This window comes from Microbacterium sp. SL62, from assembly GCF_026672635.1.
Taxonomy (GTDB): domain Bacteria; phylum Actinomycetota; class Actinomycetes; order Actinomycetales; family Microbacteriaceae; genus Microbacterium; species Microbacterium testaceum_A.
Window position 1 is genome coordinate 2,610,962 of record NZ_JAPPRM010000001.1, and the last position, 24,928, is coordinate 2,635,889.

Annotated in this window: 21 protein-coding genes and 1 rRNA gene; 10 read left to right on the forward strand and 12 right to left on the reverse strand. The window is 68.9% G+C overall.

The genetic code is table 11. The features are described from left to right. Positions 1 to 345: 345 nt before the first annotated feature. Positions 346 to 1,867: ribosomal RNA gene (locus OVA26_RS12500) — 16S ribosomal RNA — on the reverse strand. A 585-nt stretch (positions 1,868 to 2,452) separates the two neighbouring features. Beyond that, a complete protein-coding gene (mfd, locus tag OVA26_RS12505; protein WP_442786059.1) occupies positions 2,453 to 6,070 on the reverse strand; it encodes a transcription-repair coupling factor in 3,618 nt (1,205 codons plus the stop codon). A gap of 51 nt (positions 6,071 to 6,121) precedes the next feature. Between mfd and OVA26_RS12510 the strand changes: the two genes are divergently transcribed. Together OVA26_RS12510 and OVA26_RS12515 are read left to right on the forward strand one after the other, a co-directional pair. After that, complete coding sequence (locus OVA26_RS12510) at positions 6,122 to 6,607, forward strand: hypothetical protein (RefSeq protein ID WP_268104277.1); 486 nt, start codon at positions 6,122 to 6,124, stop codon at positions 6,605 to 6,607. Positions 6,608 to 6,742: 135 nt separating this feature from the next. Beyond that, entirely contained in the window at positions 6,743 to 7,249 is a 507-nt protein-coding gene (locus tag OVA26_RS12515; protein WP_268104278.1) for a hypothetical protein, read from the forward strand. 194 nt (positions 7,250 to 7,443) lie between these two features. Here OVA26_RS12515 and pth read toward each other — a convergent pair whose 3' ends face one another. Together pth and OVA26_RS12525 are read right to left on the reverse strand one after the other, a co-directional pair. Then, entirely contained in the window at positions 7,444 to 8,028 is a 585-nt protein-coding gene (gene pth, locus OVA26_RS12520; RefSeq protein WP_268104279.1) for an aminoacyl-tRNA hydrolase, read from the reverse strand. A gap of 151 nt (positions 8,029 to 8,179) precedes the next feature. Next, positions 8,180 to 8,818, reverse strand: coding sequence for a 50S ribosomal protein L25/general stress protein Ctc (locus tag OVA26_RS12525; protein ID WP_056228590.1), 639 nt, complete (start codon positions 8,816 to 8,818; stop codon positions 8,180 to 8,182). A gap of 293 nt (positions 8,819 to 9,111) precedes the next feature. On the opposite strand from OVA26_RS12525, the gene OVA26_RS12530 reads away from it, so the two are divergent. Further along, positions 9,112 to 9,237 (forward strand): hypothetical protein, encoded by a 126-nt coding sequence (locus OVA26_RS12530; protein WP_256335604.1) that lies wholly within the window; start codon positions 9,112 to 9,114, stop codon positions 9,235 to 9,237. A 12-nt stretch (positions 9,238 to 9,249) separates the two neighbouring features. On the opposite strand, the gene OVA26_RS12535 is transcribed toward OVA26_RS12530, so the two are convergent. From OVA26_RS12535 to OVA26_RS12550, 4 genes are all read right to left on the reverse strand, one after another. Then, on the reverse strand, positions 9,250 to 9,966 hold the full coding sequence (locus OVA26_RS12535) for a fumarylacetoacetate hydrolase family protein (RefSeq protein ID WP_268104280.1): 717 nt from the start codon (positions 9,964 to 9,966) through the stop codon (positions 9,250 to 9,252). Between the two features lie 121 nt (positions 9,967 to 10,087). Next, positions 10,088 to 11,503, reverse strand: coding sequence for an MFS transporter (locus tag OVA26_RS12540; protein ID WP_442786060.1), 1,416 nt, complete (start codon positions 11,501 to 11,503; stop codon positions 10,088 to 10,090). Between the two features lie 353 nt (positions 11,504 to 11,856). Beyond that, positions 11,857 to 12,651: an IclR family transcriptional regulator gene (locus tag OVA26_RS12545; RefSeq protein WP_056228602.1), complete on the reverse strand. Its 795-nt coding sequence runs from the start codon at positions 12,649 to 12,651 to the stop codon at positions 11,857 to 11,859. 41 nt (positions 12,652 to 12,692) lie between these two features. Continuing rightward, positions 12,693 to 13,748 (reverse strand): D-2-hydroxyacid dehydrogenase, encoded by a 1,056-nt coding sequence (locus OVA26_RS12550; RefSeq protein WP_369365698.1) that lies wholly within the window; start codon positions 13,746 to 13,748, stop codon positions 12,693 to 12,695. 110 nt (positions 13,749 to 13,858) lie between these two features. Here OVA26_RS12550 and OVA26_RS12555 point away from each other — a divergent pair, with 110 nt between their 5' ends. Further along, positions 13,859 to 14,737 carry an NAD(P)-dependent oxidoreductase gene (locus OVA26_RS12555; RefSeq protein ID WP_074696796.1) on the forward strand — a complete coding sequence of 293 codons (879 nt, stop codon included), beginning with the start codon at positions 13,859 to 13,861 and terminating at the stop codon, positions 14,735 to 14,737. A gap of 66 nt (positions 14,738 to 14,803) precedes the next feature. Here the strand turns inward: OVA26_RS12555 and OVA26_RS12560 are convergent, their stop codons facing one another. From OVA26_RS12560 to OVA26_RS12570, 3 genes are read right to left on the reverse strand one after another with little or no spacing between them, the layout of a single operon-like run. After that, the gene (locus tag OVA26_RS12560) at positions 14,804 to 15,805 is read right to left on the reverse strand and encodes a zinc-binding dehydrogenase (RefSeq protein WP_074696857.1); all 1,002 of its coding nucleotides are present in this window, start codon (positions 15,803 to 15,805) and stop codon (positions 14,804 to 14,806) included. A 17-nt stretch (positions 15,806 to 15,822) separates the two neighbouring features. Continuing rightward, complete coding sequence (locus OVA26_RS12565) at positions 15,823 to 16,602, reverse strand: SDR family oxidoreductase (RefSeq protein WP_056228614.1); 780 nt, start codon at positions 16,600 to 16,602, stop codon at positions 15,823 to 15,825. Further along, on the reverse strand, positions 16,599 to 17,987 hold the full coding sequence (locus OVA26_RS12570) for a GntP family permease (protein WP_268104283.1): 1,389 nt from the start codon (positions 17,985 to 17,987) through the stop codon (positions 16,599 to 16,601). The genes OVA26_RS12565 and OVA26_RS12570 overlap by 4 nt, the downstream gene beginning before the upstream one ends. 143 nt (positions 17,988 to 18,130) lie before the next feature. Between OVA26_RS12570 and OVA26_RS12575 the strand changes: the two genes are divergently transcribed. The 6 genes from OVA26_RS12575 (at position 18,131) to OVA26_RS12600 (ending at position 23,907) form a co-directional block, all read left to right on the forward strand. Then, a complete protein-coding gene (locus tag OVA26_RS12575; protein WP_074696792.1) occupies positions 18,131 to 18,826 on the forward strand; it encodes a FadR/GntR family transcriptional regulator in 696 nt (231 codons plus the stop codon). 35 nt (positions 18,827 to 18,861) lie between these two features. Beyond that, on the forward strand, positions 18,862 to 19,380 hold the full coding sequence (locus OVA26_RS12580) for a gluconokinase (RefSeq protein WP_056228625.1): 519 nt from the start codon (positions 18,862 to 18,864) through the stop codon (positions 19,378 to 19,380). Between the two features lie 88 nt (positions 19,381 to 19,468). Further along, entirely contained in the window at positions 19,469 to 21,064 is a 1,596-nt protein-coding gene (gene gndA / locus OVA26_RS12585) for an NADP-dependent phosphogluconate dehydrogenase (protein WP_144786132.1), read from the forward strand. 16 nt (positions 21,065 to 21,080) lie between these two features. Beyond that, complete coding sequence (locus tag OVA26_RS12590) at positions 21,081 to 21,548, forward strand: VanZ family protein (protein ID WP_268104285.1); 468 nt, start codon at positions 21,081 to 21,083, stop codon at positions 21,546 to 21,548. 5 nt (positions 21,549 to 21,553) lie between these two features. Continuing rightward, positions 21,554 to 22,288: a response regulator transcription factor gene (locus OVA26_RS12595; RefSeq protein WP_056228637.1), complete on the forward strand. Its 735-nt coding sequence runs from the start codon at positions 21,554 to 21,556 to the stop codon at positions 22,286 to 22,288. Positions 22,289 to 22,443: 155 nt separating this feature from the next. After that, positions 22,444 to 23,907 (forward strand): sensor histidine kinase, encoded by a 1,464-nt coding sequence (locus OVA26_RS12600; RefSeq protein WP_268104286.1) that lies wholly within the window; start codon positions 22,444 to 22,446, stop codon positions 23,905 to 23,907. Between the two features lie 19 nt (positions 23,908 to 23,926). On the opposite strand, the gene OVA26_RS12605 is transcribed toward OVA26_RS12600, so the two are convergent. Continuing rightward, positions 23,927 to 24,883 carry a S41 family peptidase gene (locus tag OVA26_RS12605; protein WP_268104287.1) on the reverse strand — a complete coding sequence of 319 codons (957 nt, stop codon included), beginning with the start codon at positions 24,881 to 24,883 and terminating at the stop codon, positions 23,927 to 23,929. Between the last annotated feature and the right edge of the window lie 45 nt (positions 24,884 to 24,928).

The following is a 24,928-nucleotide window of genomic DNA, read 5'->3' on the forward strand; positions in this document are numbered from 1 at the left end:
GCTCATGTCGAAGATGCTCGCGTCCACTGTGTAGTTCTCAAAGTACGGGCGGTACCCACCCCAGCCACCGGAACACCGGCACCAAAGCAGGCCCTCGAGGAACAGCCACCAACCACCACCAGCCATACGACTGACGCGATCAGCGCCCGGCCCCTCAGGACCCAACAGCGTGCATGTACCCACCCCTCCGGACCAGACCGTTCCCACAGACAAGCTGCGTACTAGATCCAAACCATCAGATATGAGCACCGAGTCAAATGTTCCACCCATGAGCTAACCGGCAGACACATTCGGTCTGATCCGGCGCCTGAACAACCCCACTACAGGGCGTCAGATGCTCCTTAGAAAGGAGGTGATCCAGCCGCACCTTCCGGTACGGCTACCTTGTTACGACTTAGTCCTAATTACCGATCCCACCTTCGACGGCTCCCTCCACAAGGGTTGGGCCACCGGCTTCAGGTGTTACCGACTTTCATGACTTGACGGGCGGTGTGTACAAGACCCGGGAACGTATTCACCGCAGCGTTGCTGATCTGCGATTACTAGCGACTCCGACTTCATGAGGTCGAGTTGCAGACCTCAATCCGAACTGGGACCGGCTTTTTGGGATTCGCTCCACCTCACGGTATTGCAGCCCTTTGTACCGGCCATTGTAGCATGCGTGAAGCCCAAGACATAAGGGGCATGATGATTTGACGTCATCCCCACCTTCCTCCGAGTTGACCCCGGCAGTATCCCATGAGTTCCCACCATTACGTGCTGGCAACATAGAACGAGGGTTGCGCTCGTTGCGGGACTTAACCCAACATCTCACGACACGAGCTGACGACAACCATGCACCACCTGTTTACGAGTGTCCAAAGAGTTGACCATTTCTGGCCCGTTCTCGTATATGTCAAGCCTTGGTAAGGTTCTTCGCGTTGCATCGAATTAATCCGCATGCTCCGCCGCTTGTGCGGGTCCCCGTCAATTCCTTTGAGTTTTAGCCTTGCGGCCGTACTCCCCAGGCGGGGAACTTAATGCGTTAGCTGCGTCACGGAAACCGTGGAATGGTCCCCACAACTAGTTCCCAACGTTTACGGGGTGGACTACCAGGGTATCTAAGCCTGTTTGCTCCCCACCCTTTCGCTCCTCAGCGTCAGTTACGGCCCAGAGATCTGCCTTCGCCATCGGTGTTCCTCCTGATATCTGCGCATTCCACCGCTACACCAGGAATTCCAATCTCCCCTACCGCACTCTAGTCTGCCCGTACCCACTGCAGGCCCGAGGTTGAGCCTCGGGATTTCACAGCAGACGCGACAAACCGCCTACGAGCTCTTTACGCCCAATAATTCCGGATAACGCTTGCGCCCTACGTATTACCGCGGCTGCTGGCACGTAGTTAGCCGGCGCTTTTTCTGCAGGTACCGTCACTTTCGCTTCTTCCCTGCTAAAAGAGGTTTACAACCCGAAGGCCGTCATCCCTCACGCGGCGTTGCTGCATCAGGCTTTCGCCCATTGTGCAATATTCCCCACTGCTGCCTCCCGTAGGAGTCTGGGCCGTGTCTCAGTCCCAGTGTGGCCGGTCACCCTCTCAGGCCGGCTACCCGTCGACGCCTTGGTGAGCCATTACCTCACCAACAAGCTGATAGGCCGCGAGCCCATCCCAGACCGAAAAATCTTTCCAAACACGACCATGCGATCACGTCTCATATCCAGTATTAGACGCCGTTTCCAGCGCTTATCCCAGAGTCCAGGGCAGGTTGCTCACGTGTTACTCACCCGTTCGCCACTGATCCACCAAGCAAGCTTGGCTTCACCGTTCGACTTGCATGTGTTAAGCACGCCGCCAGCGTTCATCCTGAGCCAGGATCAAACTCTCCGTAAAAAAGAAATGCATACAACCACCGGGAAAACGGGGCCGCAGCGAGTTTGAAACTGACCAAAGAAAAACATCATTACTGACGAATTTCACGCCAACCCCCGAAAGGGTTGGACTTTGATCCAAAGGAATTTCTCGCGATCCGAAGACCGACGAGGAATAAATTGGCATTTGACAAGTGCACGCTGTTGAGTTCTCAAGGAACGGACGCACCCACAGAAACGATCTCTCGACCTACCCGTGAGGCAGTTCACTTCAATTGACAGCCGCCAGCACACGGAACCTCATTGGGATCTCAGAGAGATCAACCTCGGGAACCGGCCGAACGACCGAACCAAAACCTTACACCATTCGGAGGAGGTTTTGGGTGGTCCGCCACTTGAGACGATGCGGGGCCTTTCGGCCTCTCCGCTCTCCCCTGTGGGGCGAACAGGTAAAACATTACGTCGGGACCCCGCATCGGTCGAATCGTCCCTTCACCCCGGGCGTGTCGTCGACCCTGAAGCCCGGAATCACGCGGATCGACGACGCAGGCCCGACCGACGGGTGTCGGTCGGGCCTGATCGTCTGCGCTCCGGGAGGGAGCCGTCATCACGCGCTCGCGGTCTCGGCGTTCTCTGAGACGGGCAACGGCCACAGCGCGTCGAGGAGCTGGCGCACCCACGCGATGAGGTTCGCATCGTCCGCATCCTGAGGGAGCGGGACCACCATGGCGTCCCCGCCGGCGACGAGCTTCGCCTTCGGGTACAGCCGCTGCAGACGCACCCGCATCGAGTCCGGAAGGTTCGCGGGGGCGATGCGCAGGTTGGAGCCCATCGCGACCACATCGGCCAGACCGGCCTGAGCGGCCCGGCGGCGCAGGCGCGCCACGGCGATGAGTCCCTCGACTTCGGCCGGCGGCTCTCCGTATCGATCCCGAAGCTCCTCGACCACGAGGTCGATCGCATCGCTCTTCGCCGTCGCGGAAGCCGCGGCCGACAGCTTCTGGTAAGCCTCGAGACGCAGACGCTCGCTGTCGATGTAGAACTCCGGCAATCGAGCATCGACGGGGAGCTCGAGGCGGAGTTCGGTGGGACCGTCGACGTCTTCGCCACGGAACGTGGAAACGGCTTCGCCGATCATGCGCAGGTACAGGTCGAAACCGACACCCGCGATGTGTCCGGCCTGCTCGGCACCGAGGAGGTTTCCGGCGCCACGCAGTTCGAGGTCTTTCAGCGCCACCTGCATGCCCGAGCCGAGGTCGTTGTTCACGGCGATCGTCTCGAGCCGGTCGGCCGCGGTCTCGGACAACGGCTTCATCTCGTCGTAGAGGAAATACGCGTACGCACGGTCGCGCCCACGCCCCACGCGTCCGCGGAGCTGGTGCAGCTGCGACAGCCCGTACTTATCGGCGCGGTCGATGATGATCGTGTTGGCGTTCGAGATGTCGAGCCCGGTCTCGATGATCGTGGTCGAGACCAGCACATCGGCACGACGCTCCCAGAAGTCATCGACGACCTGCTCGAGGGCGTGCTCCCCCATCTGCCCGTGGGCCACGACGATCCGGGCCTCGGGCACCAGTTCAGCGAGGTGCGCGGCGACGCGCTGGATCGACGAGACCCTGTTGTGCACGTAGAAGATCTGGCCCTCGCGGAGCAACTCCCGGCGGATCGCGGCGGCGATCTGCTTGTCGTTGCGGGGGCCCACGTACGACAGGATCGGATGCCGATCCTCCGGCGGGGTCGCGAGGGTCGACATCTCGCGGATCCCCGTGACCGCCATCTCGAGGGTGCGCGGGATCGGGGTGGCGCTCATCGCCAGGATGTCGACGTTGGTCTTGAGCTTTTTCAGCTGGTCTTTGTGCTCGACGCCGAACCGCTGCTCCTCGTCGATGATCATCAGCCCGAGGTCTTTGAAGATGACCTTCTCGGTCAGGATGCGATGGGTTCCGATGACCATGTCGACCGTGCCGTCGGTGAGGCCGGCCAGGGTGGCCTTCACCTCTTTGTCGGTCTGGAAGCGCGACAGCGGCCGGACCGTGACGGGAAAGCCCGCGAAACGCTCGGCGAAGGTCTCGAGGTGCTGCTTGACCAGCAGCGTGGTGGGAACCAGCATCGCGACCTGCTTGCCGTCCTGGATGGCCTTGAACGCCGCCCGCACCGCGACCTCGGTCTTGCCGAATCCGACGTCGCCCGAAAGCAGTCGATCCATCGGGATCGGCTTCTCCATGTCGGCTTTGATCTCGTCGATCGTCTGCAGCTGATCGAGGGTCTCGGCGAAGGGAAAGGCCTCTTCGAGCTCGCGCTGCCAGGGGGTGTCGGGACCGAACGCGTACCCCTTCGACGCCATGCGTGCCGAGTACAGCTTCACCAACTCGACCGCGATGTCGCGGACGGCCTTGCGGGCTCGCCCCTTCGCCGCCGCCCAGTCGCTTCCGCCCATCTTCGACAGGGTCGGCGCTTCGCCGCCCACGTACTTCGACAGCAGGTCGAGCTGATCCGTGGGGACGAACAGCTTGTCGCCCGGGTAACCGCGCTTGGCCGGCGCGTACTCGAGGACGAGGTACTCCTTCGTGGTCTTCACCGCGTTGCGACCGCCGCTGGACACCTCGCGCTGCGTGAGCTCGAGGAACTTACCGATACCGTGGGTCGCATGCACGACGACGTCGCCGGGCTTGAGCTGCAGCGGGTCGACCACGTTGCGTCGACGCGAGGCGAGCTTCTTGACGCCGCGGTTGTCGCCGCTGACCGAGCGCCCGTAGAACTCCGTCTCGGTGATGACGGCGAACTTCGCCTCGGTCAGCTGGAAGCCCCGCTCGAGAGGAGCGCAGACGACATGGGCGACTCCGGCCTCGGGGGCCGACTTCACATCGTCGACGCGGCGGGCGGCGATCCCGCGCTCGGAGAGGACGTCTCGGGCACGATCCACCATTCCGGGACCGGATGCTGTGACGACGACCGACCACCCGTCGCGCAGAAGCTCGCCGACGTGAGCAGTCGCACCCTCGACGTTCCCCTGGAACGACGGCACCGGATCGGCCTTGATGCGATGAGCGGAGTCATCGCCGACGACGAGCCCCTCGTCTTCGGCATCCGCCGCTCCCGAGTCGAAAGCGCTCAACTGCCACCAGACGCCGCCTCGACCGCTGGCTCTCTCGTGCAGGTCGTCGAGGGTGACGAAGTCACCGGACCCGAGATCGACCGGGGTGTCCGCCCCCGCCGTCGCCGCCGACCACGCCGCCTCGAGGAACTCGCGGTTGGTGTCGCCGAGCGTGGTGGCACGAGCGAGCGAACGCTCCGGATCAACGAGCGCCACCGCGCTCGCGCCGGGGAGATAGTCGACCAGGGTGATGAGGTCGTCCACCAGCACGGGGATCAACGACTCCATGCCCTCGGCGGGAATCCCCTCGGCCATCTTCTCGAGCAACTGACGCAGCCCGGGATAGCCGTCGCGGAGTTCGGCGGCGCGCGCGCGCACCTCCGCCGTGAGCAGAAGCTCTCGGCTGGGCACGAGCGTCACCGCGGGCACCTCCCCGGGTAGCGAGCGCTGGTCGGCGACGGAGAAGGCGCGGATCTGGTCGACCTCGTCGCCGAAGAACTCGACGCGGTACGGGTGATCCGCCACCGGGGGGAAGACGTCGAGGATGCCGCCGCGCACCGCGAACTCTCCGCGGCGCGAGACCATGTCGACGCGGTGGTACGCGAGCTCGACGAGGCGCGTCGTGACGACCTCGAGCTCAAGCCCGCGCCCCCCGACCGAGAGTTCGACCGGTTCGACGTCGCCCAGACCGGGGGCCAGCGGCTGGAGGGCGCTGCGCACCGACGCGGTCACCACGAGCGGCGCGGTGCGGTCCCACGCGGCGATCCGGCGCAGGACGTCGAGACGGCGACCGACCGTCTCGGGACTGGGGCTGAGCCGCTCGTGGGGCAGCGTCTCCCAGGCCGGGAAGTGGAGGACCTGCGCGCCGGGCAGAACGGCCTCGAGAGCCGGGCCGAGGGACTCGGCACGTCGACCGGTGGGCGCGATCACCAGCACGGCGCCGGGATCACCCGCGGCACGGCGACGCTCGACGAGGCCCGCGACGACGGGGGCGTCGAGGCCGTCGACGAGAGAGAGCGACAGGTCGGAGGAGGCCGCCGAAGCGGCTTCACGGTACGACTCAGCCTGCTCGAGGGCGCGAACGATCCCGGGAACTGTCACTTGAAAGAGTCTACGCGGGGGCTCCGACATCGGGCCGGGGTGGACAACGCGCCCGGGTGCCACCTCTCGTAGGCTTGCCGCATGACGACGCCGAGCGCCCCGAACGGTCCGGTCTTCGCCGCCCCTCATGCGGCACCGCCCGTCGGGACGCTCCTCACTCCCCCGCCGCCCACCCGCCGAGGTCGCCCCCTGGGCACCTGGGCGCTCGCGCTCTCCGTGGTCGCGGCCGTCCTGGCCCCGGCCGTCGGCGGCTTCGCGGCGTTCCGCTCGGCGCGCGGGGCAGCCCCTGGGCTGACCACGATGTCGTCGAACGGCTTCGACTGGCGCGTGCTTTCCCCCGTGCGCGAGCTGGTGCTGCTGGGGGAGGTCGCGTTCTGGACGGGGACGGCGATCGGCATCACGGCCCTCGTGCTGGGAATCGTCGCCATCGTCCGGCGGTCGGGGCGCGGTGCCGGGATCGCGGGACTCGTCCTCTCGGTGCTGGGCCCGATCTTCTTCGCTGTGCTGACCGCCATCGGGATCGTCGCGGGGCTGGCCACCGTGCCCGCAGGCGGTGCGCCCGTCTGACCCCGCCCCGGGCCGGCTGCGGGCGCCGATACCGCGCCGCGCGGACGGGCGTCCAGCCCCACGCCCCGGCGCGGGACGCTTCTTAGACTCCGGGAACGGGCGGTCCACGCCCACCGACGACCAGAGGAGCATCTCGTGAGCACGACACCCCCGCCCCCCGAGCCGTACCAACAGCCCGTCACGCGCGGCGACTCCTCCGGCACCGCCCCGTCGGCACAGGGCGCTCCCGCCGCACCCGCCTACGTCCCGCCCACCACCAGCAAGCCGAAGGGCCCGAAGAAGCTCGGACTTGTCGCCTTCGTCGTCTCGCTCATCGCGGTCGTCGGCGGCTCGATCGTCGCCTTCATCGCCGGGATGCAGAGCACGAGCCTCGCCCCGTACGCCGACGGCGGCCAGCAGATGGAACCGAACACGCTTCCCCCGGAAGTCCAGCAGGCGGCCATCGTCTTCGGCATCCTGACCGTCGTCGCCTTCGTCGTGTACGCGGTCTTCGGACTCTGGGGGTTCATCCAGGGAATCGTGGCCGCGGTGAAGAACCGCGGTCGCGGATGGGCGATCGGCGCGATCGCCCTGTCGCTTCTCGGCGGCATCGTGGTCGGCAGCGCGCTGGCCGCGGGCGCCGCGATCGGCGTCTCCGCGTGACGTGACGTTCGGCACGACCATCGGCCCCGGTTCCTCGTGACCGGGGCCGATCGTCGTTTCCGGCGCTCTCATCCCCGGACGGCGCGGGAGCGCGCGGGACTGCGCCCGGGGACGCGACGGGTGATCCGTTCACCGGCTGGACGGACGGCGGGGGTCACGGCACGCAGGCGCTCGGCCAGCTGCCGTGCCGCGCGTCAGGCGCGCGGGGCGTGGAAGCGCTGCTGGGCGGCGACCAATCCCTCGTCGACCAGGAGTTCCACGGCATCCGCGGCATCCGAGACGAGGATCGGCAGCGTCTGACGCTCGGTCGAGCTGAACGGATCGAGCACCCAGTCAGCGGGATCCTGGCGCCCGACCGGACGCCCGATGCCCACGCGGACGCGGGGGAACTCCGGCGTACCGAGGGCTTTCGCGATGTCGCGCACCCCGTTGTGCCCGCCGTGACCGCCCCCGGTCTTGAGCTTGATGGTGTCGTAGGGGATGTCGAGCTCGTCGTGGACGACGACGACGCGCTCGGGCGCGGTGCCGTAGAAACGTGCGAGCCCGGCCGCCGGCCCCCCGGACACGTTCATGAAGCTGTTCGGCTTCGCCAGGACGAGCTTGTCCGCTCCCGGGCGCAGCCACGTCTCGACCACCCGCGCGTTGGCCTTGTGGGCGCGGAAGGCCTCGCGGCGGCGGGCGGCGAGCTCGTCGACGACCATCTGACCGATGTTGTGTCGAGTCGCCTCGTAACGGGGGCCCGGGTTACCGAGACCCACGATGAGCCAGGTGTCTGCCATGGCATCCATCCTTCCGGGTCCGCGTGCGGACCGTGCGCGACGACGCGGTCGTCAGGTGACGGGACCCCGCGCGCCATCCGCGCGGAGAAACGAACGAGGGGACGCGAAAACGCGCCCCCTCGTACTCGGACCGTGGAACGGCCCTCGGGAATTACTTGTCGTCGCCCTCTTCGGCCGACTCGGCCTCTTCGGACTGCTCCTCGGCGACCTCGGCATCGGCCTCGGCGATCTCTTCGTCGGCAGCGAGGGTGTCGAGCGGCACCGAGACACCCACCACGAGCGTCTCGGGCTCGGTGACGAGGGTGGCGCCCTTGGGCAGGGTCAGGTCGGCAGCGGTGATCTGCGTGCCGTCCTCGGCGCCCTCGACCGAGACCTCGATGTTCTGGGGGATGTGGGTGGCCTCGACCTCGAGCGACACGGAGGTCGCGTCGAGCATGGCGACGGTGCCCGAGAAGGGCTCACCGGTGATGACGACGGGAACGTCGACCTGAACCTTCTCGCCCTTCTTCACGACGATGAGGTCGATGTGCTCGATGATCTGACGCACGGGGTCCTTCTGCACGTCCTTGACGAGGACGAGCTGGTCCTTGCCAGCGATGTCGAGGTCGAGCAGCGCGTTGGCGCGACGGATGAGCAGGGCGACCTGGTGGCCGGGGAGCGCCACGTGCTGGGGCTCGGTGCCGTGACCGTAGATGACGGCCGGGATCTTGCCCGCGGCGCGGAGGCGACGGGCGAAGCCCTTGCCGAAGTTCTCGCGGAGTTCCGCGACGACCTTGTTGTCTTCCGACATGATGTTCTCCTCGCGGGCTCGTGTCCCGCAGCTTGTGAGCGGACATGGTCCGCACCTGTGTGGTCTGGATTCGACTCGAACGCGAGCGCGTGAGGAAAGCCGGGAGCCTGCATCACTGCGTCGATCACGGACGCCTGCGCACCGTGCGGCACGCGAAGCGGCATCCCTCGCCGAAGTTCCCCGGAAGTCTACCAGCGCGAGAGGGAGAACCACGACCCGACCTCGGACGGCGGCGGGAGCGCGCGCCGAGCGACGGTAGGATCGAACGGCCACAACCCACCCGGAGGATCATCATGGACAGCGGCTTCTTCTCTCACGTCGTGCTCTGGGTCATCGGCGGCATCGCCGCGTTCGGCCTGATCGGCACCGTCGGCGCGCTCTTCACCATGGGCCGCAACGCGAACTACAAGAAGCACTGACGCGCCGTCGCTCTACGACGTCGGCGTCGTGAGCCGCATGCCCGCGATGACGACCTCGACCGTCTCCCCAGGACGAACCGGCGCCTGCGAGAAGGGCGCGCCCATCATGACGACGTCGCCCGGCCCCAGCGTGGTCCAGCCCGCGACGTAGGCGAGGCACTCGCGCAGCGTCATCGGCAGGCGGTGCGACGACGTCTCGGCGCGCACCTCACCGTCGGCTGACAGCCGCATCGGCAGATCGCCGTCGATCGAGAGGGCGGTGTCGACCCAGGGTCCGAGCGGGGTGTAGCCCTCTCCGGACTTCGACTCGAAGTTGCGGGGATCGAAGGCCGCGCGGTCGGGGCTCGAGAGGTCGTTCACCGCGGTGATGCCCCACACGAACTCGTGCGCCGTTTCGATCGTCAGTCCGGTCGTGTCGCGGCCGATCACCACGGCGATCTCGGCCTCGGCCACGGTCGCACCGGCGTCGCGGCGCAGGCGGACCGGGACTCCGGATGCCGTGACCGTGCGCGGGCTCTTCAGCCACGCCTGCACGGGAGAGGCGTGGCCCGGGCCGTTCTGCGCGATGCCGACCACGACGGTCGGCTCGCACGGGGCCAGCAAGACCCCTGTGATCGCGGCGCCCTCGTCGGCGGGGTCGACACCCGCGGCGAACGCGGCGTAGGGGTCGCCGATCGGGACGAAGCCCGCCCCCTCGACGCGGACGGTGCGCGGGCCCTCGGCCGTCATCAATCGAGCGATCCGCATCAGCGCACCGCCCCGCGTACCTCGAGGCGGAACCCCTCCGCGGTGTCCGCGAGGAGCGCCGGAGCCCCCACCACGCTGCCGGCACTCCCCCGCCTGTCGTGCGTCACCGGATCGTCCGGACGGTCACGGTCGTGGCATCCACGCCCTCGCCCGCTTCTTCGCGCGACACCTTGATCGCGTCGTCGGTGCGGGTGAGGTCGCGACGCAGCGTCTCGGGGACGAGGAAGGTCGACGCGGTGGTGATGAGGGCGAGCGTGCCCATGTAGATCGCCAGCAGCAGCCAGTTCGCCCCGCTGACGGCGATGATGTAGGCGCCCAGGACTCCGGCGAGACCACCGGCGAGCACGGCGGAAAGCTCGCGGGCTATCGCGACGCCGAGGTAGCGGTGACGGTTGCCGAACAGCTCGGGGAGCATCGCGCACTGGGGTCCGAGCATCGAGTTGACGGCGACACCGATGCCGATCGCGATGACCGCGATAGTGATCGGGTAGCTGCCGAGCGACATCAGCCACCAGGCCGGGAAGGTGAAGACCAGCATGAACACCGCGCCCATGCGATAGACGGTGCGACGACCCATGCGGTCGGACAGGGCCCCCGTCAGCGGCACCGAGAAGATGCCGATGAGCGAGCCGAGCGTGACACCCCACGTCAGCAGGCTGCGGTCGGCCTGGCCGCCGACCGTCGCGACGAAGAACGTCAGCGCCAGGGTGTTGAACATGTAGGAACCGCCGTTCTCGGCCATGCGCAGGCCGATGCCGACGATGACTCCCGGAAGACCGCGCGTGAAGATGTCGCGGATAGGTCGCTCGGCGATCTGCTCGTGCTTCTCGAGCTCGATGAAGGTCGGCGTCTCGCGCAGGCGCATGCGGATGAACAGCGCGAGCAGGATGAGCGCGAACGACGCCAGGAACGGCACGCGCCAGCCCCAGCTGAGCAGCTGGTCTTCGGGCAGCAGCGAGATGAGGCTGAACACGACGGCCGCCAGGAGGGTACCCGCCTGGATGCCGATGAAGGGCAGCGCCGAGAAGAAGCCCCGGCGCTTCACCGGGGCGTACTCGGCCATCAGGACCGTGGCCCCCGCCTGCTCGGCACCGGCGCCGAAGCCCTGCAGCAGGCGCATGATCACGAGCAGGATGGGCGCGAGGACGCCCACCGCCTCGTACGTCGGCAGGAGTCCGATGGCCGTGGAGGCGCCGCCCATCAGCAGGATCGTGATGACCAGCACCCACTTGCGTCCGAGCTTGTCGCCGAGGACGCCGAAGAACAGTCCGCCGAACGGGCGCGCGAGGAAGCCCACGCCGTAGGTGGCGAAGGCTGCGACCGTGGCGAGGGCGGGATTGTCCTGCGAGAAGAACAGGACGTTGAAGATCAACGCCGTCGAGAGGCCGTAGAGCGCGAAGTCGAAGTACTCGAGCGCGCTGCCGATGCTCGAGGCGAGCGTTGCGCGGCGGAGGTTCGCTGCGTATTCGGGGTCATCCGTCGGCTGCGTCGTCGTGGTGGATGAAGTGGTCACGGCCATCTCCTTCGATCGGCTGGGGTCTTGCGACTCGGCCGACTGTACCAACGGAGTGGACAGAGTTCAATATGTTGAACAGAATTCGAGGGGCGAGGTGTGGGCAGCGCGGGTTCGGGCGTGATTCGTCGTTGGGAACGGGAATTTCCGCCAGGAACGACGGGATCCGCCCCGAACGGCGCGCGGGGCGCGGCGAGCGCGACGCGCACGCTCATCGGTCGCGATGAGGCGTTGGGGACGCGCGGCGTGCCTGGCAGGCGCGCGGCATGCCCGGCAGGGCACCGGCGGAGCGCGACGCGCGTGGCGGGGCGACGAGGGCGCGCACGGCGTGCGCGCGTCGAGTGGGGCGGCGCTGCGGGTCAGCCTGCGCGGGACGCGCTGAACGGGTTGGTCAGCGCCGCGGCGGCCTCGCGCAGTGCCGCGCCGACGCGCGCGATGCGTTCGGGCGTGGCATCCGCCGCCGGAAGACCGACCCCCAGCGCCAGCTGCGGGTCGCCGGGCGCCCATCCCTCGAGGGGCACCGCGACACCGACGATGCCGCGGAACGACTCCTCTTCGTCGACCGACCACCCGCGTTCGCGCGAGGCGGCGATCTTGGCGATCACGGCGTCGACGTCGAGGGTGCTGTGGTCGGTGAGCTTGGGCAGCGGGCGTCCGTGCGTGAGAAGAGCCCGCACGTCGTCGTCGGTGCGGGTCATGAGCAGTGCGCGGCCCGTGGCCGACAGCGCCGCGGGGAGGCGCGAGCCGAGGGGCGTGCCCATGCGGATCGAGCGCGAGCCCTCATAGCGGGCGAGGTACAGCGCGTCGGCATCGTCGAGCACGGCGACCTGCACGAGCTCGCTCGCGAGCACCGGCGACGTCTCGCACACGGCGTAGAACTCGCGCACCTGATTGAACTGCGCGGCGAAGGCACCGCCCAGCTCGGCGGTGCGGATGCCGAGACGGTAGCCGAGGGGGACGCGCTCGATCATGCGCCCCGCCTCGAGCGAGAGGCAGAGGTTCGCCGTCGACGACTTCGCCAGACCGAGACCCGCGGCGAGCTCGGTGAGGGTCAGGGTGCGCCCCGCCTCGGCCAGCAGGCCCAGGAGCCGGATGCTGCGCCCCACGGCCGGCGCCGGATCGCGCGCGATCTCACTCACGTCGTCGTCGCTCACCGCGGCCCCCTCGTCTCGCCGGCATCGCGGATCGCGACACCTCAGTAGAACTCGACCGTATCGACAACGGCCCGCATCGGCTCGCCGTCGATGAGGCGCGTGGCGTTCTCGGCGAAGCGGCGGGCGATGCGCTCCTCCTCTTTACTGCTGAGCGCGGCGGTATGCGCACTCACCAGGACCGACGGATGCCGCCAGAGCGGCGAGTCCTGAGGAAGGGGCTCCACCTCGAACACGTCAAGAGCGGCGAACGACACCCGGCCGTCCTCGAGGGCCGCGAGCAGGGCGTCCTCGTCGATCACCGTGCCGCGCCCCACGCTGGCGAGGATCGCGCCGGGCTTCACCGCGGCGAGCACGTCGGCGCCGATCAGGTGATGCGTCTGGTCGGTGCCGGGGAGAGTGACGACGATGGCATCCACCTCGGCGACGGCCGACACCAGCTCGTCGAGCGGCACGAGGCGATCGACCCCCTCGACGGGGGCGCCGCTGCGCGTGGTCCCCCACACCTCCGCGCCGAGCGCATGGAAGCGCCGCGCGCACTCGGCACCGATGCCGCCGAGACCGACCACGAGCACCGTCATCTCGTCGACCTGGCGCATCTCCCAGCGCTCGCTCCAGTGCTTCTCGGCCTGGTCGCGCGCGAGGCGAGGCAGCCCTTTGGCCCCGGCCATCACGCCGAAGACCGCGAACTCGGCGAGGGGTCCGCCGTGCACGCCGGCACTGGTGGTGAAGGTGACACGGTCGAGGGCCTCACGGTCGAGGCCGGCGGCCTTGACCTGTCCCCCGCCTCCGGCCGCGGTGGTCATGACCCAGCGCAGGCGCGGGTTGGCCGCGACCGTCCGGGCGAGAGCCGCGGGATCGACGTCGGGGATGCCGAAGAGCGCCTCGGCGGAGTCGACCATCTCGTCGAAGGCCCGCTGCTGTTCGGCAGTACGCTCGTGGTCCGGGTCGCCCGACCAGTCGGCCGGTCCGCGCATCGGGTGCGTGAGCGAGGGATCGCGCACGAGCTCGAGGCGCGGCTCGAGACGTTCGATGAGCCGGCAGTGCTCCTCTTTCAGGGGTACCGCGACTACTGCGCGAAGACTGGACCGTGTCGACATCGTCGTCATTCCCTCCGCCGCCGCGGGTGCGCCCCGCAGCGGTCTCTCTCGAACTCTGTTCACCATATTGAACCCTGTTCAACCTGTTGTCCAGCCGATAGGATCGACTCATGACGACGCTCGATGACGTGCGACTCGGCGTGTGGGGCCTCGGCGCCATGGGCGAGCCGATGGCCCACCACCTGCTCTCCGCCCGCGGATCCCTCACGGTTCACGCGCGGCGAGAAAGACCCGGACTCACCGACTCCGGAGCCCACTGGACGGCCACCGCCCGCGAGCTCGCAGAGGCGACGGATGCCGTGCTGGTGATGCTCCCCGACCTCCCGCAGCTCGAAGAGCACCTCGACGGCCCTGACGGACTGCTCGCCGGCGTCGGCGAACGGGACTTCCTGTTCATGATCGGCTCGACATCGTCACCCGTCGGCGTGCGGGAGCTCGCCGACCGCCTGCCCGGCGGCATCCGGATCGTGGACTGCCCCGTCTCGGGCGGCGAAGACGGCGCGAAGGCCGGGACGCTGTCGATCATGCTCGGCGGCGACGAGGCCGACACCGACCGGGCGGCCGCCTTGCTCGCTCCGTGCGGCACCCCCGTGCGGCTCGGCCCTCTGGGCGCGGGAGAGGTCGCGAAGGCCTGCAACCAGATGGTGGTGGCGGCGACGATCCTCGCCCTCGGCGAGGCGACCGAACTGGCCGCGCGATCCGACGTCGATCCCGCCGCCCTCTGGGACCTGCTCGGCGGCGGCTACGCCGGGTCGAACCTGCTGCAGAGCCGGCGCGAGAAGCTCGTCAGCGGCGACGACTCCCCCAGCGGCGTCGCCTCGTACATGGTGAAAGACCTGCGCTTCGCCGCCGACATCGCCGAGGCGACGTCGACCCGGCCCGCCCTGCTGCCCGCGCTGCGCGCCGCGTTCGACGAGATCGTCGAGCGCGACCTGGGCGACCGCGACATCGCGGTGACGCGCCGGTTCACCGCCGAGCGCAGCCGCTGACGCCGGAACCACTCCGAGAACGACGAAGCGGAGCGGCCCGAGGGTCGCTCCGCTTCGTCGTTCGGATCAGAGGGCGAAGACCACCTTGCCCGAGCGCTCGGAGTCGCGCGCGACAGCGAAGGCCTCGCCGGCATCTGGCACCGCGAACTCGTGCGTGATCGCACTCTCGATCGCCGGATTCGCCGCGAGCAGCTCCACCGCCGCGTCGATCTCGTCGCGGAAGCGGAAGGCGCCGAAGTAGCGCACCTCCTTCGAGATGAAGGGCGCGAGGTTCACCGGCCGCGCATCGTCAGGGAGCATGCCGACCTGCACGACCGTGCCGCCCGCCCGCACCGCCTTCAGGGCCGTCGAGATCGACACGGGCACGCCCGAGCACTCGAGCACGACCGCGTACGCACCGGCCTCGACGACCTCGGTCGAGACGTCGATCGTCGCCTGGGCGCCGAGGGTCCGGGCCCGCTCGAGGGGACCGGCGAGCACATCGGTCGCGGTGACGCGCGCCCCCGCGGCGGTGGCCGCGGCGACGGCCATCAGACCGATCGGACCGGATCCGGTGACCAAAACCTCGAGACCCTCCACCGGGCCCGCCTTGCCGAGGGCGTGGAGGGCGACCGCGAGTGGCTCGGCGAGAACGGCCCGGCGCACCGGCAGATCGGCCGGCAGCGGGCGCACCATGTCGCTCTCGACGATCAGGTACTCGGATGCCGCGCCCTGGGTGTGCGGCCAGGTCGAGGCACTGCCGAGGTACGAGCCGCCGGGCCACAGGTGCGGGGCGTCTTCGATGCCCTCGCGCGGAGTTCCGAAGCGCGCGGGGTGCACCGTGACGGGCGTGCCCGCAGCGAAGGTTCCCGAGGGGTCGAGATCGACGGCGCCCGATAGCTCATGCCCGGGCACGAGCGGCTCGCGCACGACGAACGCGCCGTTCGCGCCGTCGAAGAAGTAGTGCAGGTCGGATCCGCAGATGCCGACGTAGGCGACCCGCAGGCGGACCTGCCCCTCGCCCGGTTCAGGCACGGCGACCTCGCGCACGGCGGCGGTGCGAGCCGACTCGATCAGCAGCGACTTCATGGTGTGCTCCTCCACGATCAGACGACCGCCGTCATTCCGCCGTCGACGAAGATGTTCTGCCCCGACACGAAGCTCGAGGCGTCGGATGCCAGAAAGAGCAGCGCCCCGCGCAGTTCGTCGAAGTCGCCCCAGCGGGCGGCCGGCGTGCGCTGGGTCAACCAGCGGGTGAACTCGGGGTCGTCGACGAGGTCGCGGTTCATCTCGGTCGCGAAATAGCCCGGGCTGAGGGCGTTGACCTGGATGCCGTGGCGGGCGAGGTCGGCCGCCATGCCGGCGGTCAGCTGCGCGACGCCGCCCTTGGTGGCCGAGTACGGCGCGATGGTCTGGCGCGCAAGGCGCGACTGCACCGACGCGACGTTGACGACCTTGCCGGACCCGCGGGCGACCATGGCGGGGGTGACGAAGCGCGAGACGTAGAAGACGCCCGAGAGGTTCGCCGCCACGATGTCGTCCCAGTCCGAGACCGCGAACTCGTGGATCGGCGCGCGGCGCTGGACGCCGGCGTTGTTGACGAGGATGTCGGGGACGCCGACCGCCTCGACCACCCCGGAGATCGCAGCCTCGACGGCCGCGGCATCCGTGACGTCGAAGACGACGGCGTGGGCGGGCCGACCCGACAGCTCTTCGGCCTCGGCGCGGGTCTGCTCCACGGCATCCGCGTCTCGACCGTGCACGATCAGCCGGGCACCGCCGCGCGCGAGGGTGAGGGCCAGCGCGCGGCCGAGGCCACGCGAGGAACCGGTGACGAGCGCGAGTCGGTCGGAGACGTCGAACAAGTCGGCGTTCGAGCCCGTCACAGCAGCGCTCCGATGCCGAAGACGGCCAGGGCCGCGACGAAACCGAGCACCGACTCGATCGCCTGCTGCACGGTCCAGGTCTTCAGGGTGGTCTTGACGTCCATGCCCATCAGGCGGCCGACGAGCCAGAAGCCCGAGTCGTTCACGTGACCGGCGAACACCGAGCCGGCGGCGGTCGCGAGAGTGATCGCCACCACCTGCAGCGGCGAGAAGTCGCCGGCCATGACGGCGGGGGCGGCGAGACCCGCGGCGGTCACGAGCGCGACCGTGGCCGAGCCCTGCGCCAGACGCAGGATGACGGCGATGATGTACGCCGCGACGATGACCGGCAGTCCCAGGTCGCCGAGGCTGTCGGCGAGGGCGTCGCCGATGCCCGAGGCGCGCAGGACCGCGCCGAACATGCCCCCGGCGCCGGTGATGAGGATGACCGAGCAGACCGGGCCGAGGGCCGAGTCGACGACCTTCTCGAGCGCGGTGCCGTTCTCGCCCCGGCGGAAGCCGAAGACGATCGTGGCGACGAGGACGGTGATGAGCAGGGCGACCGGGGAGTTGCCGAGCAGGACGAGCACCTGGATGACGGTGTTGTCGGTGTCGACCACTCCGGCCGAGCCGAGGGTGGTGAGGCCGGTATTGAGGAAGATCAGCAGCATCGGCAGCAGCAGCACCAGGATGACGGTGAGGGGCTTGGGCGGGTTCTTCGGCTGGTCGGCGTCGACGTCACCGAACAGCAGCGGCACGGGGAGGACGATGCGACGGGCGATGAACTTGCCCCAGAGGTAACCCGAGAGGTACCAGATCGGGAAGGCGATGATGAGGCCGACGATCAGCAGCAGGCCGAGGTTGGCGCCGTACAGCTCGCTCGCGGTCACCGGGCCCGGGTGCGGCGGGAGGAAGACGTGCATCACCGAGAACGCGGCGGCGGCCGGCAGGCCGAACAGCAGGACGTTGTTGCCCGACACCCGGCGCGCGATGGCGAAGATGATGGGCAGCATCATGACGAGCCCGGCGTCGAAGAACATCGGGAACCCGAGGATCAGCGAGACGATGCCGAGGGCGAAGGGGGCGCGCTTCTCTCCGAAGACGCGCACGAACGTCTCGGCCAACGATTGCGCGCCGCCGGAGTGTTCGATCAGTCGACCGAGCATCGCGCCCAGGGCGACCAGCAGGGCCACGGTGCCGAGGGTTCCGCCGAACCCTCCGGTGAGCGTCGACACGATCGCCGACACCGGGATGCCCGCGACGAACGCCGTCACGAGCGACACGATGATGAGGGCGAGGAAGGCGTGCACCTTCAGCCAGATGATGAGCACGAGGATGAGCGCGATGGCGCCCGCGGCGATGGCGAGCAGGGGCGCCGTGCCGAGTGTCTGAGTCCAGTCGTCCAAGAGATCTCCGTTGATTCAAGCCGTCGGACGCGTCATCGGGCATGCTGTGTCCGCCCCGCATCCGCCGGAGCGGTCAGGGCATCTTCACACAATGATCATATCTTTGACAAGATAAGGTCGTACCTAAGACCCGAGGAGGGGGAATGGCTCGAGCGACGCACGGCTCGCTGGTCGACGCGATCGGCATCCGCATCGTCGACGGCGACCTGCCGCCGGGCACCGTCCTGACCCTCGCCGCCCTCGAGGCCGAGTACGCCGTCTCGCGCACCGTCGTGCGCGAGGCCGTCCGCTCGCTCGAAGCGATGGGCCTGCTCTCGCAACGCCGTCGCGTCGGACTCACCGTGCGCGAGCCCGAGCACTGGAGCGCCCTCGACACCCGCCTCATCGGGTGGCAGCTGGCCGGTCGCCGGCGCGACCAGTTGATCGTCAACACCACGGAGCTGCGCGCGGCGGTCGAACCCGTCGCCGCTCGGCTGAGCGCCCGGCGCGCCACCGACATTCAGCGCGGTGAGATCCTGCGTCTGGCCGACGAACTCGCCCGCCTCGGCGCGGCCGGCCTCGGCAACTCCCCCGAGTACCTCGCGGCCGACATCGCCTTCCACGACCTCATCCTCATCTCGAGCGGCAACCTCATGCTCGCCGCGGCCCGCGCCCCGATCGCCGCCGCGATCGAGGGACGCGCGATGCACGGGCTCACCCCGGGGGTCCCACACCCCGACGCGCTCGACAACCACGTCGCCACGGCCGAGGCGATCGGACGCGCTGACGCCGACGCCGCCGAGGAGCACACGCGCCTGTACGTCGCCGCGGTGCTCACCGAAGTCCGCCGCACCATCTGACACCGAACCGATCGCTTTCGACGAAGAGAGATTCCATGACCGCTCCCGTTCCCGTCTTGGTCTTCATGGGCCCCGCCGGCACCGGCAAGTCCACCGTCGCCGGCATGCTCGCCGGTCGTCTCGGCTGGGACTTCCAAGAGGGCGACGACCTGCATCCGGCCGAGAACGTCGCCAAGATGGCATCCGGTCACGCCCTCAATGACGACGACCGCTGGCCCTGGCTCGATCGCGTCGCCGGGTGGATCGACGGGCGGATCGCCGCCGGTCGCCCCGGCATCATCACGTGCTCGGCCCTCAAACGCAGCTACCGCGACGTGCTGCGCCGCGACGACGTCACCTTCGTGCTGCTGATGGGCGACCCGAAGCTCGTGCTCGAGCGCCTGCTGCGCCGCCAGGGGCACTACATGCCGCCCTCGCTGCTCACCTCGCAGTTCGAGACCCTCGAGATGCCGGATGCCGATGAGCAAGCGATCCGCGTCGACCTCGACCTCACTCCGCAGGAGCAGGTGCAGCAGGTCGTCGACCGCCTTCAGCTCACCCCTACCCCGTCCTGAAACACACGCGGGCCGAGCCGATAAAGTGGCGGAGGCGGCCCGCGTGAGCCCGCCCACCCCTTCCTCGCACCTGAACACGGAGCAACGAATGACGTCGACCCCCTCCCCGACCGGACCCTCGAGCGACCAGGATCAGGCCCCGCACACGGCCGCACAGGTGCACGAGGGTGCACCCGGCATCGAAGAGGTGGATCGTCCCACCGCCGAGGCCGACTCCCGCCCCGAGGGCGAGGGCGACGGCCGCGCCAACATCGGCGTCGTGGGCCTCGCGGTCATGGGCTCGAACCTCGCCCGCAACCTCGCGAGCCGCGAGGGCAACACGGTCGCGATCTTCAACCGCAGCAAGGACAAGACCGAGCACGTGCTCGAGCAGCACCCCGAGGCGAACTTCGTCGCCTCGTTCTCGTACGAGGACTTCGCCGCGTCGCTGTCGAAGCCGCGCACCGCGATCATCATGGTCAAGGCCGGCCGCCCCACCGACTTCGTCATCGACGAGCTCGTCAAGGTCTTCGAGCCCGGCGACATCATCGTCGACGGCGGCAACGCCCTGTTCACCGACACCATCCGCCGCGAGAAGGCCGTGCGCGACACCGGCATCAACTTCGTCGGCATGGGCGTCTCGGGCGGCGAAGAGGGCGCGCTGCGCGGCCCCTCGATCATGCCCGGCGGCTCCGACGAGGCCTGGGCCACGCTCGGCCCGATCCTGAAGTCGATCGCCGCGGTCGCCGAGGGCGAGCCCTGCGTCACGCACGTGGGCCACGACGGCGCCGGCCACTTCGTCAAGATGGTGCACAACGGCATCGAGTACGCCGACATGCAGCTCATCGCCGAGGCCTACGACCTCATCCGCCGCGCCACGGGCAAGAGCCCGGCCGAGATCGCCGACGTGTTCGCCGAGTGGAACCGCGGCGAGCTCGAGTCGTACCTCATCGAGATCACCGCCGAGGTGCTGCGCCAGACCGACGCCGACACGGGCAAGCCGCTCGTCGACGTGATCCTCGACCAGGCCGGCGCCAAGGGCACCGGCGCGTGGACGGTGCAGACCGCCCTCGACCTGGGCGTGCCGGTGTCAGGCATCGCCGAGGCCACCTTCGCGCGGTCGCTGTCGAGCCACCCCGAGCAGCGCTCGGTCTCGCGCGAGCTCCCCGGCCCCTCGGGCACCGAGGTGCTGTCGGGAGAGGACGCCGACGCGTTCATCGAGCAGGTGCGCCTGGCGCTGTACGCCTCGAAGATCGTCGCGTACTCGCAGGGCTTCGACGAGATCCGCGCCGGTGCCGCGCAGTACGACTGGAGCATCGACCTGGGCGCCGTGTCGAAGATCTGGCGCGGCGGCTGCATCATCCGCGCGCAGTTCCTCAACCGCATCGCCGAGGCGTACGACGCCGAAGCCGAGCTGCCGGTGCTGCTGACCGCTCCGTACTTCGTCGAGGCGCTCGGCCGCGCCCAGGACGCATGGCGCCACATCGTGTCGCTGTCGGCGGCCAGTGGCATCCCGGCCCCCGCCTTCAGCTCGTCGCTGGCGTACTACGACGGCCTGCGCGCCGAGCGTCTGCCCGCCGCCCTCATCCAGGGCCAGCGCGACTTCTTCGGTGCGCACACCTACCGTCGCATCGACAAGGAGGGCACCTTCCACACCCTCTGGTCGGGCGACCGCACCGAGATCGAAGCCGAAGACACCCACTGATCCCGAGGGATCGACGGTGACGAAGCGGCGACGGGCATGGCTCGTCGCCGCTTCGTGCGTCTACGCGGTCGCGGTGTGGTGGATGACGCTGCGCCCCTCGATCTACGACGCCGAGGTGGGCGGCATCCTGGGTCGTCTGCTCGACGCGCTCCAGCAGTCCCCCGCGACGGCGTGGATCACCTTCGACGTCGTCGAATCCCTGTCGAACGTCGTCATGTTCGTGCCGCTGGGTCTGCTCGTGATCGCGTGGCGGGGGCGCCGGTGGCACGGCATCCTGCTCGGCCTGACCGTGAGTTGCGCGATCGAGATCACGCAACTGCTCTTCTTGCCGACGCGTGTGGCCGACGTCGGCGACGTGGCGGCCAACACTCTCGGGGCGACGATCGGGGTGCTCGTGGGGCGCGTTCTCAGCCGCCGGATCTCGCGTTCCCAGGATTCCCATAAGGCTCGCCATAGAAAGCTCATAGATACGAGAGCACAATGAGTTCTATGACCGCGACCGCCGCCGCCCCCACCTTCACCCGCCCCGACGGAAGTGCCCTCCGCGTCCTCGTCGTGGACGACGAGCAGATGCTCACCGACCTGCTGTCGATGGCGCTGCGCATGGAGGGCTGGGACGTCAAGACCGCCGGATCGGGCTTCGACGCCCTGCAGTCCGCACGTGATTTCGAGCCGGATGCCATGGTGCTCGACATCATGATGCCCGACCTCGACGGCATGGCCGTCCTCCAGCGCCTGCGCCACTCGGGCAACGACGTGCCCGTGCTCTTCCTCACCGCGAAGGATGCCGTGGCCGATCGCGTCGCGGGTCTGACCGCCGGCGGCGACGACTACGTCACCAAGCCGTTCAGCCTCGAAGAGGTCGTCGCGCGTCTGCGGGGCCTCATGCGTCGCGCCGGCACGGCCCTGACGCGCGACTCGGAGCCGATCCTGCGCGTCGGCGACCTCTCGCTGAACGAGGACAGCCACGAAGTCATCCGCGGCGGCAAGGAGATCGAGCTCACCGCCACCGAGTTCGAGCTGCTGCGCTTCCTCATGCGCAACCAGCGCCGCGTGGTGTCGAAGGCGCAGATCCTCGATCGCGTGTGGAACTACGACTTCGGCGGTCGGTCCAGCGTCGTCGAGCTCTACATCTCGTACCTGCGGAAGAAGATCGACGCCGGGAACGACCCGCTCATCCACACCGTGCGCGGCGTGGGCTACATGATCAAAGCCCCTCAGTGAGTACCCCGCCGCGACCTGCTCCCCCCGTTCCCCCCGCCGAGGTCTGGGAGACCGACGCCCCCGACGCCGATTCCCCGCAGGAGTCGACCCCGAGGCCCAAGAAGGAGCCTCTGTCGCTGAGGCTCCGTCGTCCCTGGACGCTCCAGGCGCGCTTGATGACCGCCGTCATCGGCATGGTCGCCTTCATCCTCGTGATGATCGGGATCTCGACCAGCGCCATCCTCACCCAGGTGCTCTACGTCAACCTCGGCGCCCAGGTCGACGAGGCGGCCGCGTCCATCCAACCGCGTGCCGCCTTCCAGAGTTCGGCGGAACAGGTCCTGGAGTCGGGGTTCTTCGACTCCGGCACTCTGCTCGTCATGAACTCGCGCGGCACGGGCATCACGGGCGCCGTGGTCGGCGACAACGGCGCCCGCGCGCTCACCACCGACGACCTCGGCCGGATCGCCGACAGTCTGCAGGCCGCCGCCGCCGACCCGAACGCCCAGACCGTCGACCTGCCGAACCTCGGCGAGTACCTCGTCCGCCCCTTCCAGACGCCCGGCAGCGACAGCATCTTCTTGGTCGGACTCCCCCTCTCGAGCGTCACCAGCACCATCGGCGCGATCCTGACCACCGTCGCCCTGGTCACCACGGGCGGCCTGCTGCTCCTGGCTGTCATCATCGCGATCGTCATCCGGTTGGGACTTCGACCGCTGCGCGCCGTCGCCGAGACGGCCACCCGCGTGGCGTCGCTGCGCATGGATCAGGGCGACGTCTCGATCACCGAGCGCGTGCCCGCCGACCAGGTCGACGACCACACCGAGATCGGTCAGGTCGGCACGGCCCTGAACACCCTTCTCGACCGCGTCGACGCCTCCCTCAGCGCCCGCCAGCGCAACGAAGAGCTGATGCGCCGATTCGTCGCCGACGCCAGCCACGAACTGCGTACGCCCCTGGCATCCATTCGCGGCTTCTCGGAGCTGTCGCTGCGTGCCATGCGTCAGGCGCAGGACGACGAGAGTCGCCAGCGCATCTCTTTGGCCGTCGAGACGACCGAACAGTCGCTCGAGCGCATCCAGGCGCAGTCCCTGCGCATGACCACCCTCGTGGAGGATCTGCTGCTGCTCGCGCGACTCGACGAGGGCCAGGAGCTCGTCTACGGGTCGGTCGACCTGACGCGCCTCGCCGTCGAGGCGGTGGGCGATGCCCGCCCGGCCGGGCCGGACCACTCGTGGACCATCGACGTCCCCGATACGCCCGTCGAGCTCGCCGGAGACGCCGCCCGCCTTCACCAGGTGGTGGCGAACCTGCTCGCCAACGCCCGCACGCACACGCCCGCGGGCAGCGAGGTCAACGTGTCGGTGGCCCACGAGGGCGCCGAAGCCGTGCTCCGGGTGCACGACAACGGTCCCGGCATCGATCCCTCGGTCGCCTCGCAGCTCTTCGAGCGGTTCGCCCGCGCCGATCGCTCGCGCGACCGCAAGACCGGCGGTACCGGCCTGGGCCTGTCGATCGCGCGAGCGATCGTCGACGCGCACCGCGGAACGATCTCGGTCACGAGCACTCCCGGCGACACGACCTTCGAGGTGCGCCTCCCGGCCAAGCCCGCCGATCCGGTGATCGGGGACACGGTCTGAGACCACGGGATGCCGGAGGTCAGGCGCACCGCGATCTGACCGCCGCCCGCGCCGCCTCGAGGTCGGGGCCGGGCGCGACCTCGATGTCGGGCGCGAGGGGGCCGTCGTAGACGGTACCGGTGCGGTCGACGTCGTACGAGGTGGTGAGGATGATGCGGGCGCCGTCGCTGAGCTCTCTCACTTGGTTGCCCGTCGTCATCCCCGAGGTCGGTTTCCCGACGCGGACAGCGTCGGTCTGGCCGGCGAACGCGATCGCCACGATCTCGGCGGCACTGTTCGTCATGCCGGAGGTGAGCAGGGCGACGGGGGCGTCGACGCGGAATCCGCCCGGTGTCGCGGTGTCGTCTCCCCCGGGCGTCGAGACGACACCGCCGTTCGCCACCGTCGCCCAGTGCACCGTCTCGACTCGTTTCAGCCCGACGACATGGCCGTCGTCGAGGAGAGGAGCGACCACCGCGAGCATGGGCCACGCGCTGCCCCCGCCGTTGGTCCGCAGGTCGATGATCCAGCCGCACGTCGTCGAGGGGGCCGCAGCGCGCATCGCCTCGAGGCCCGCGGACTGATACTGCTCGATCGCGTCGCGGTCCTCCCCCTGGAACCCGGGCACTGTCAGCATGCTGATTCCGTCGCGCGTCGACACGGTGGGGACGGGAAAAGGCGCGCCCGGAGCGTTCTGCGTGGTGATGGACGCGACATCGGCCGGCGTCTGCAGCCACGAATGCGGTCCGCCCGCGGCGGCGGCGAGCTGGTCGAGACCCCGGTAGGTCTCGGCGATCGTCGGCTTCGCCCTCAGCTCGGGCGCGGCCTGCGCCACGGCATCCCGGAACTCGTCCGTGTCGGCGTGAATGCCGTCGCGCATCTCGGCGATCGCCGCGTCGACGTAGGCGGCGACGTCGTCTTTCGGAGCGTCGACCGCGCAGCCGCTCAGCAGGACCATCACGCCGATGAGGGCGACAGCGCGTCGAGGAAGCGGCATCCTGCCACCCTCGCCTGTCGAGCCCTTCCCCGCCACCCTTCCGCT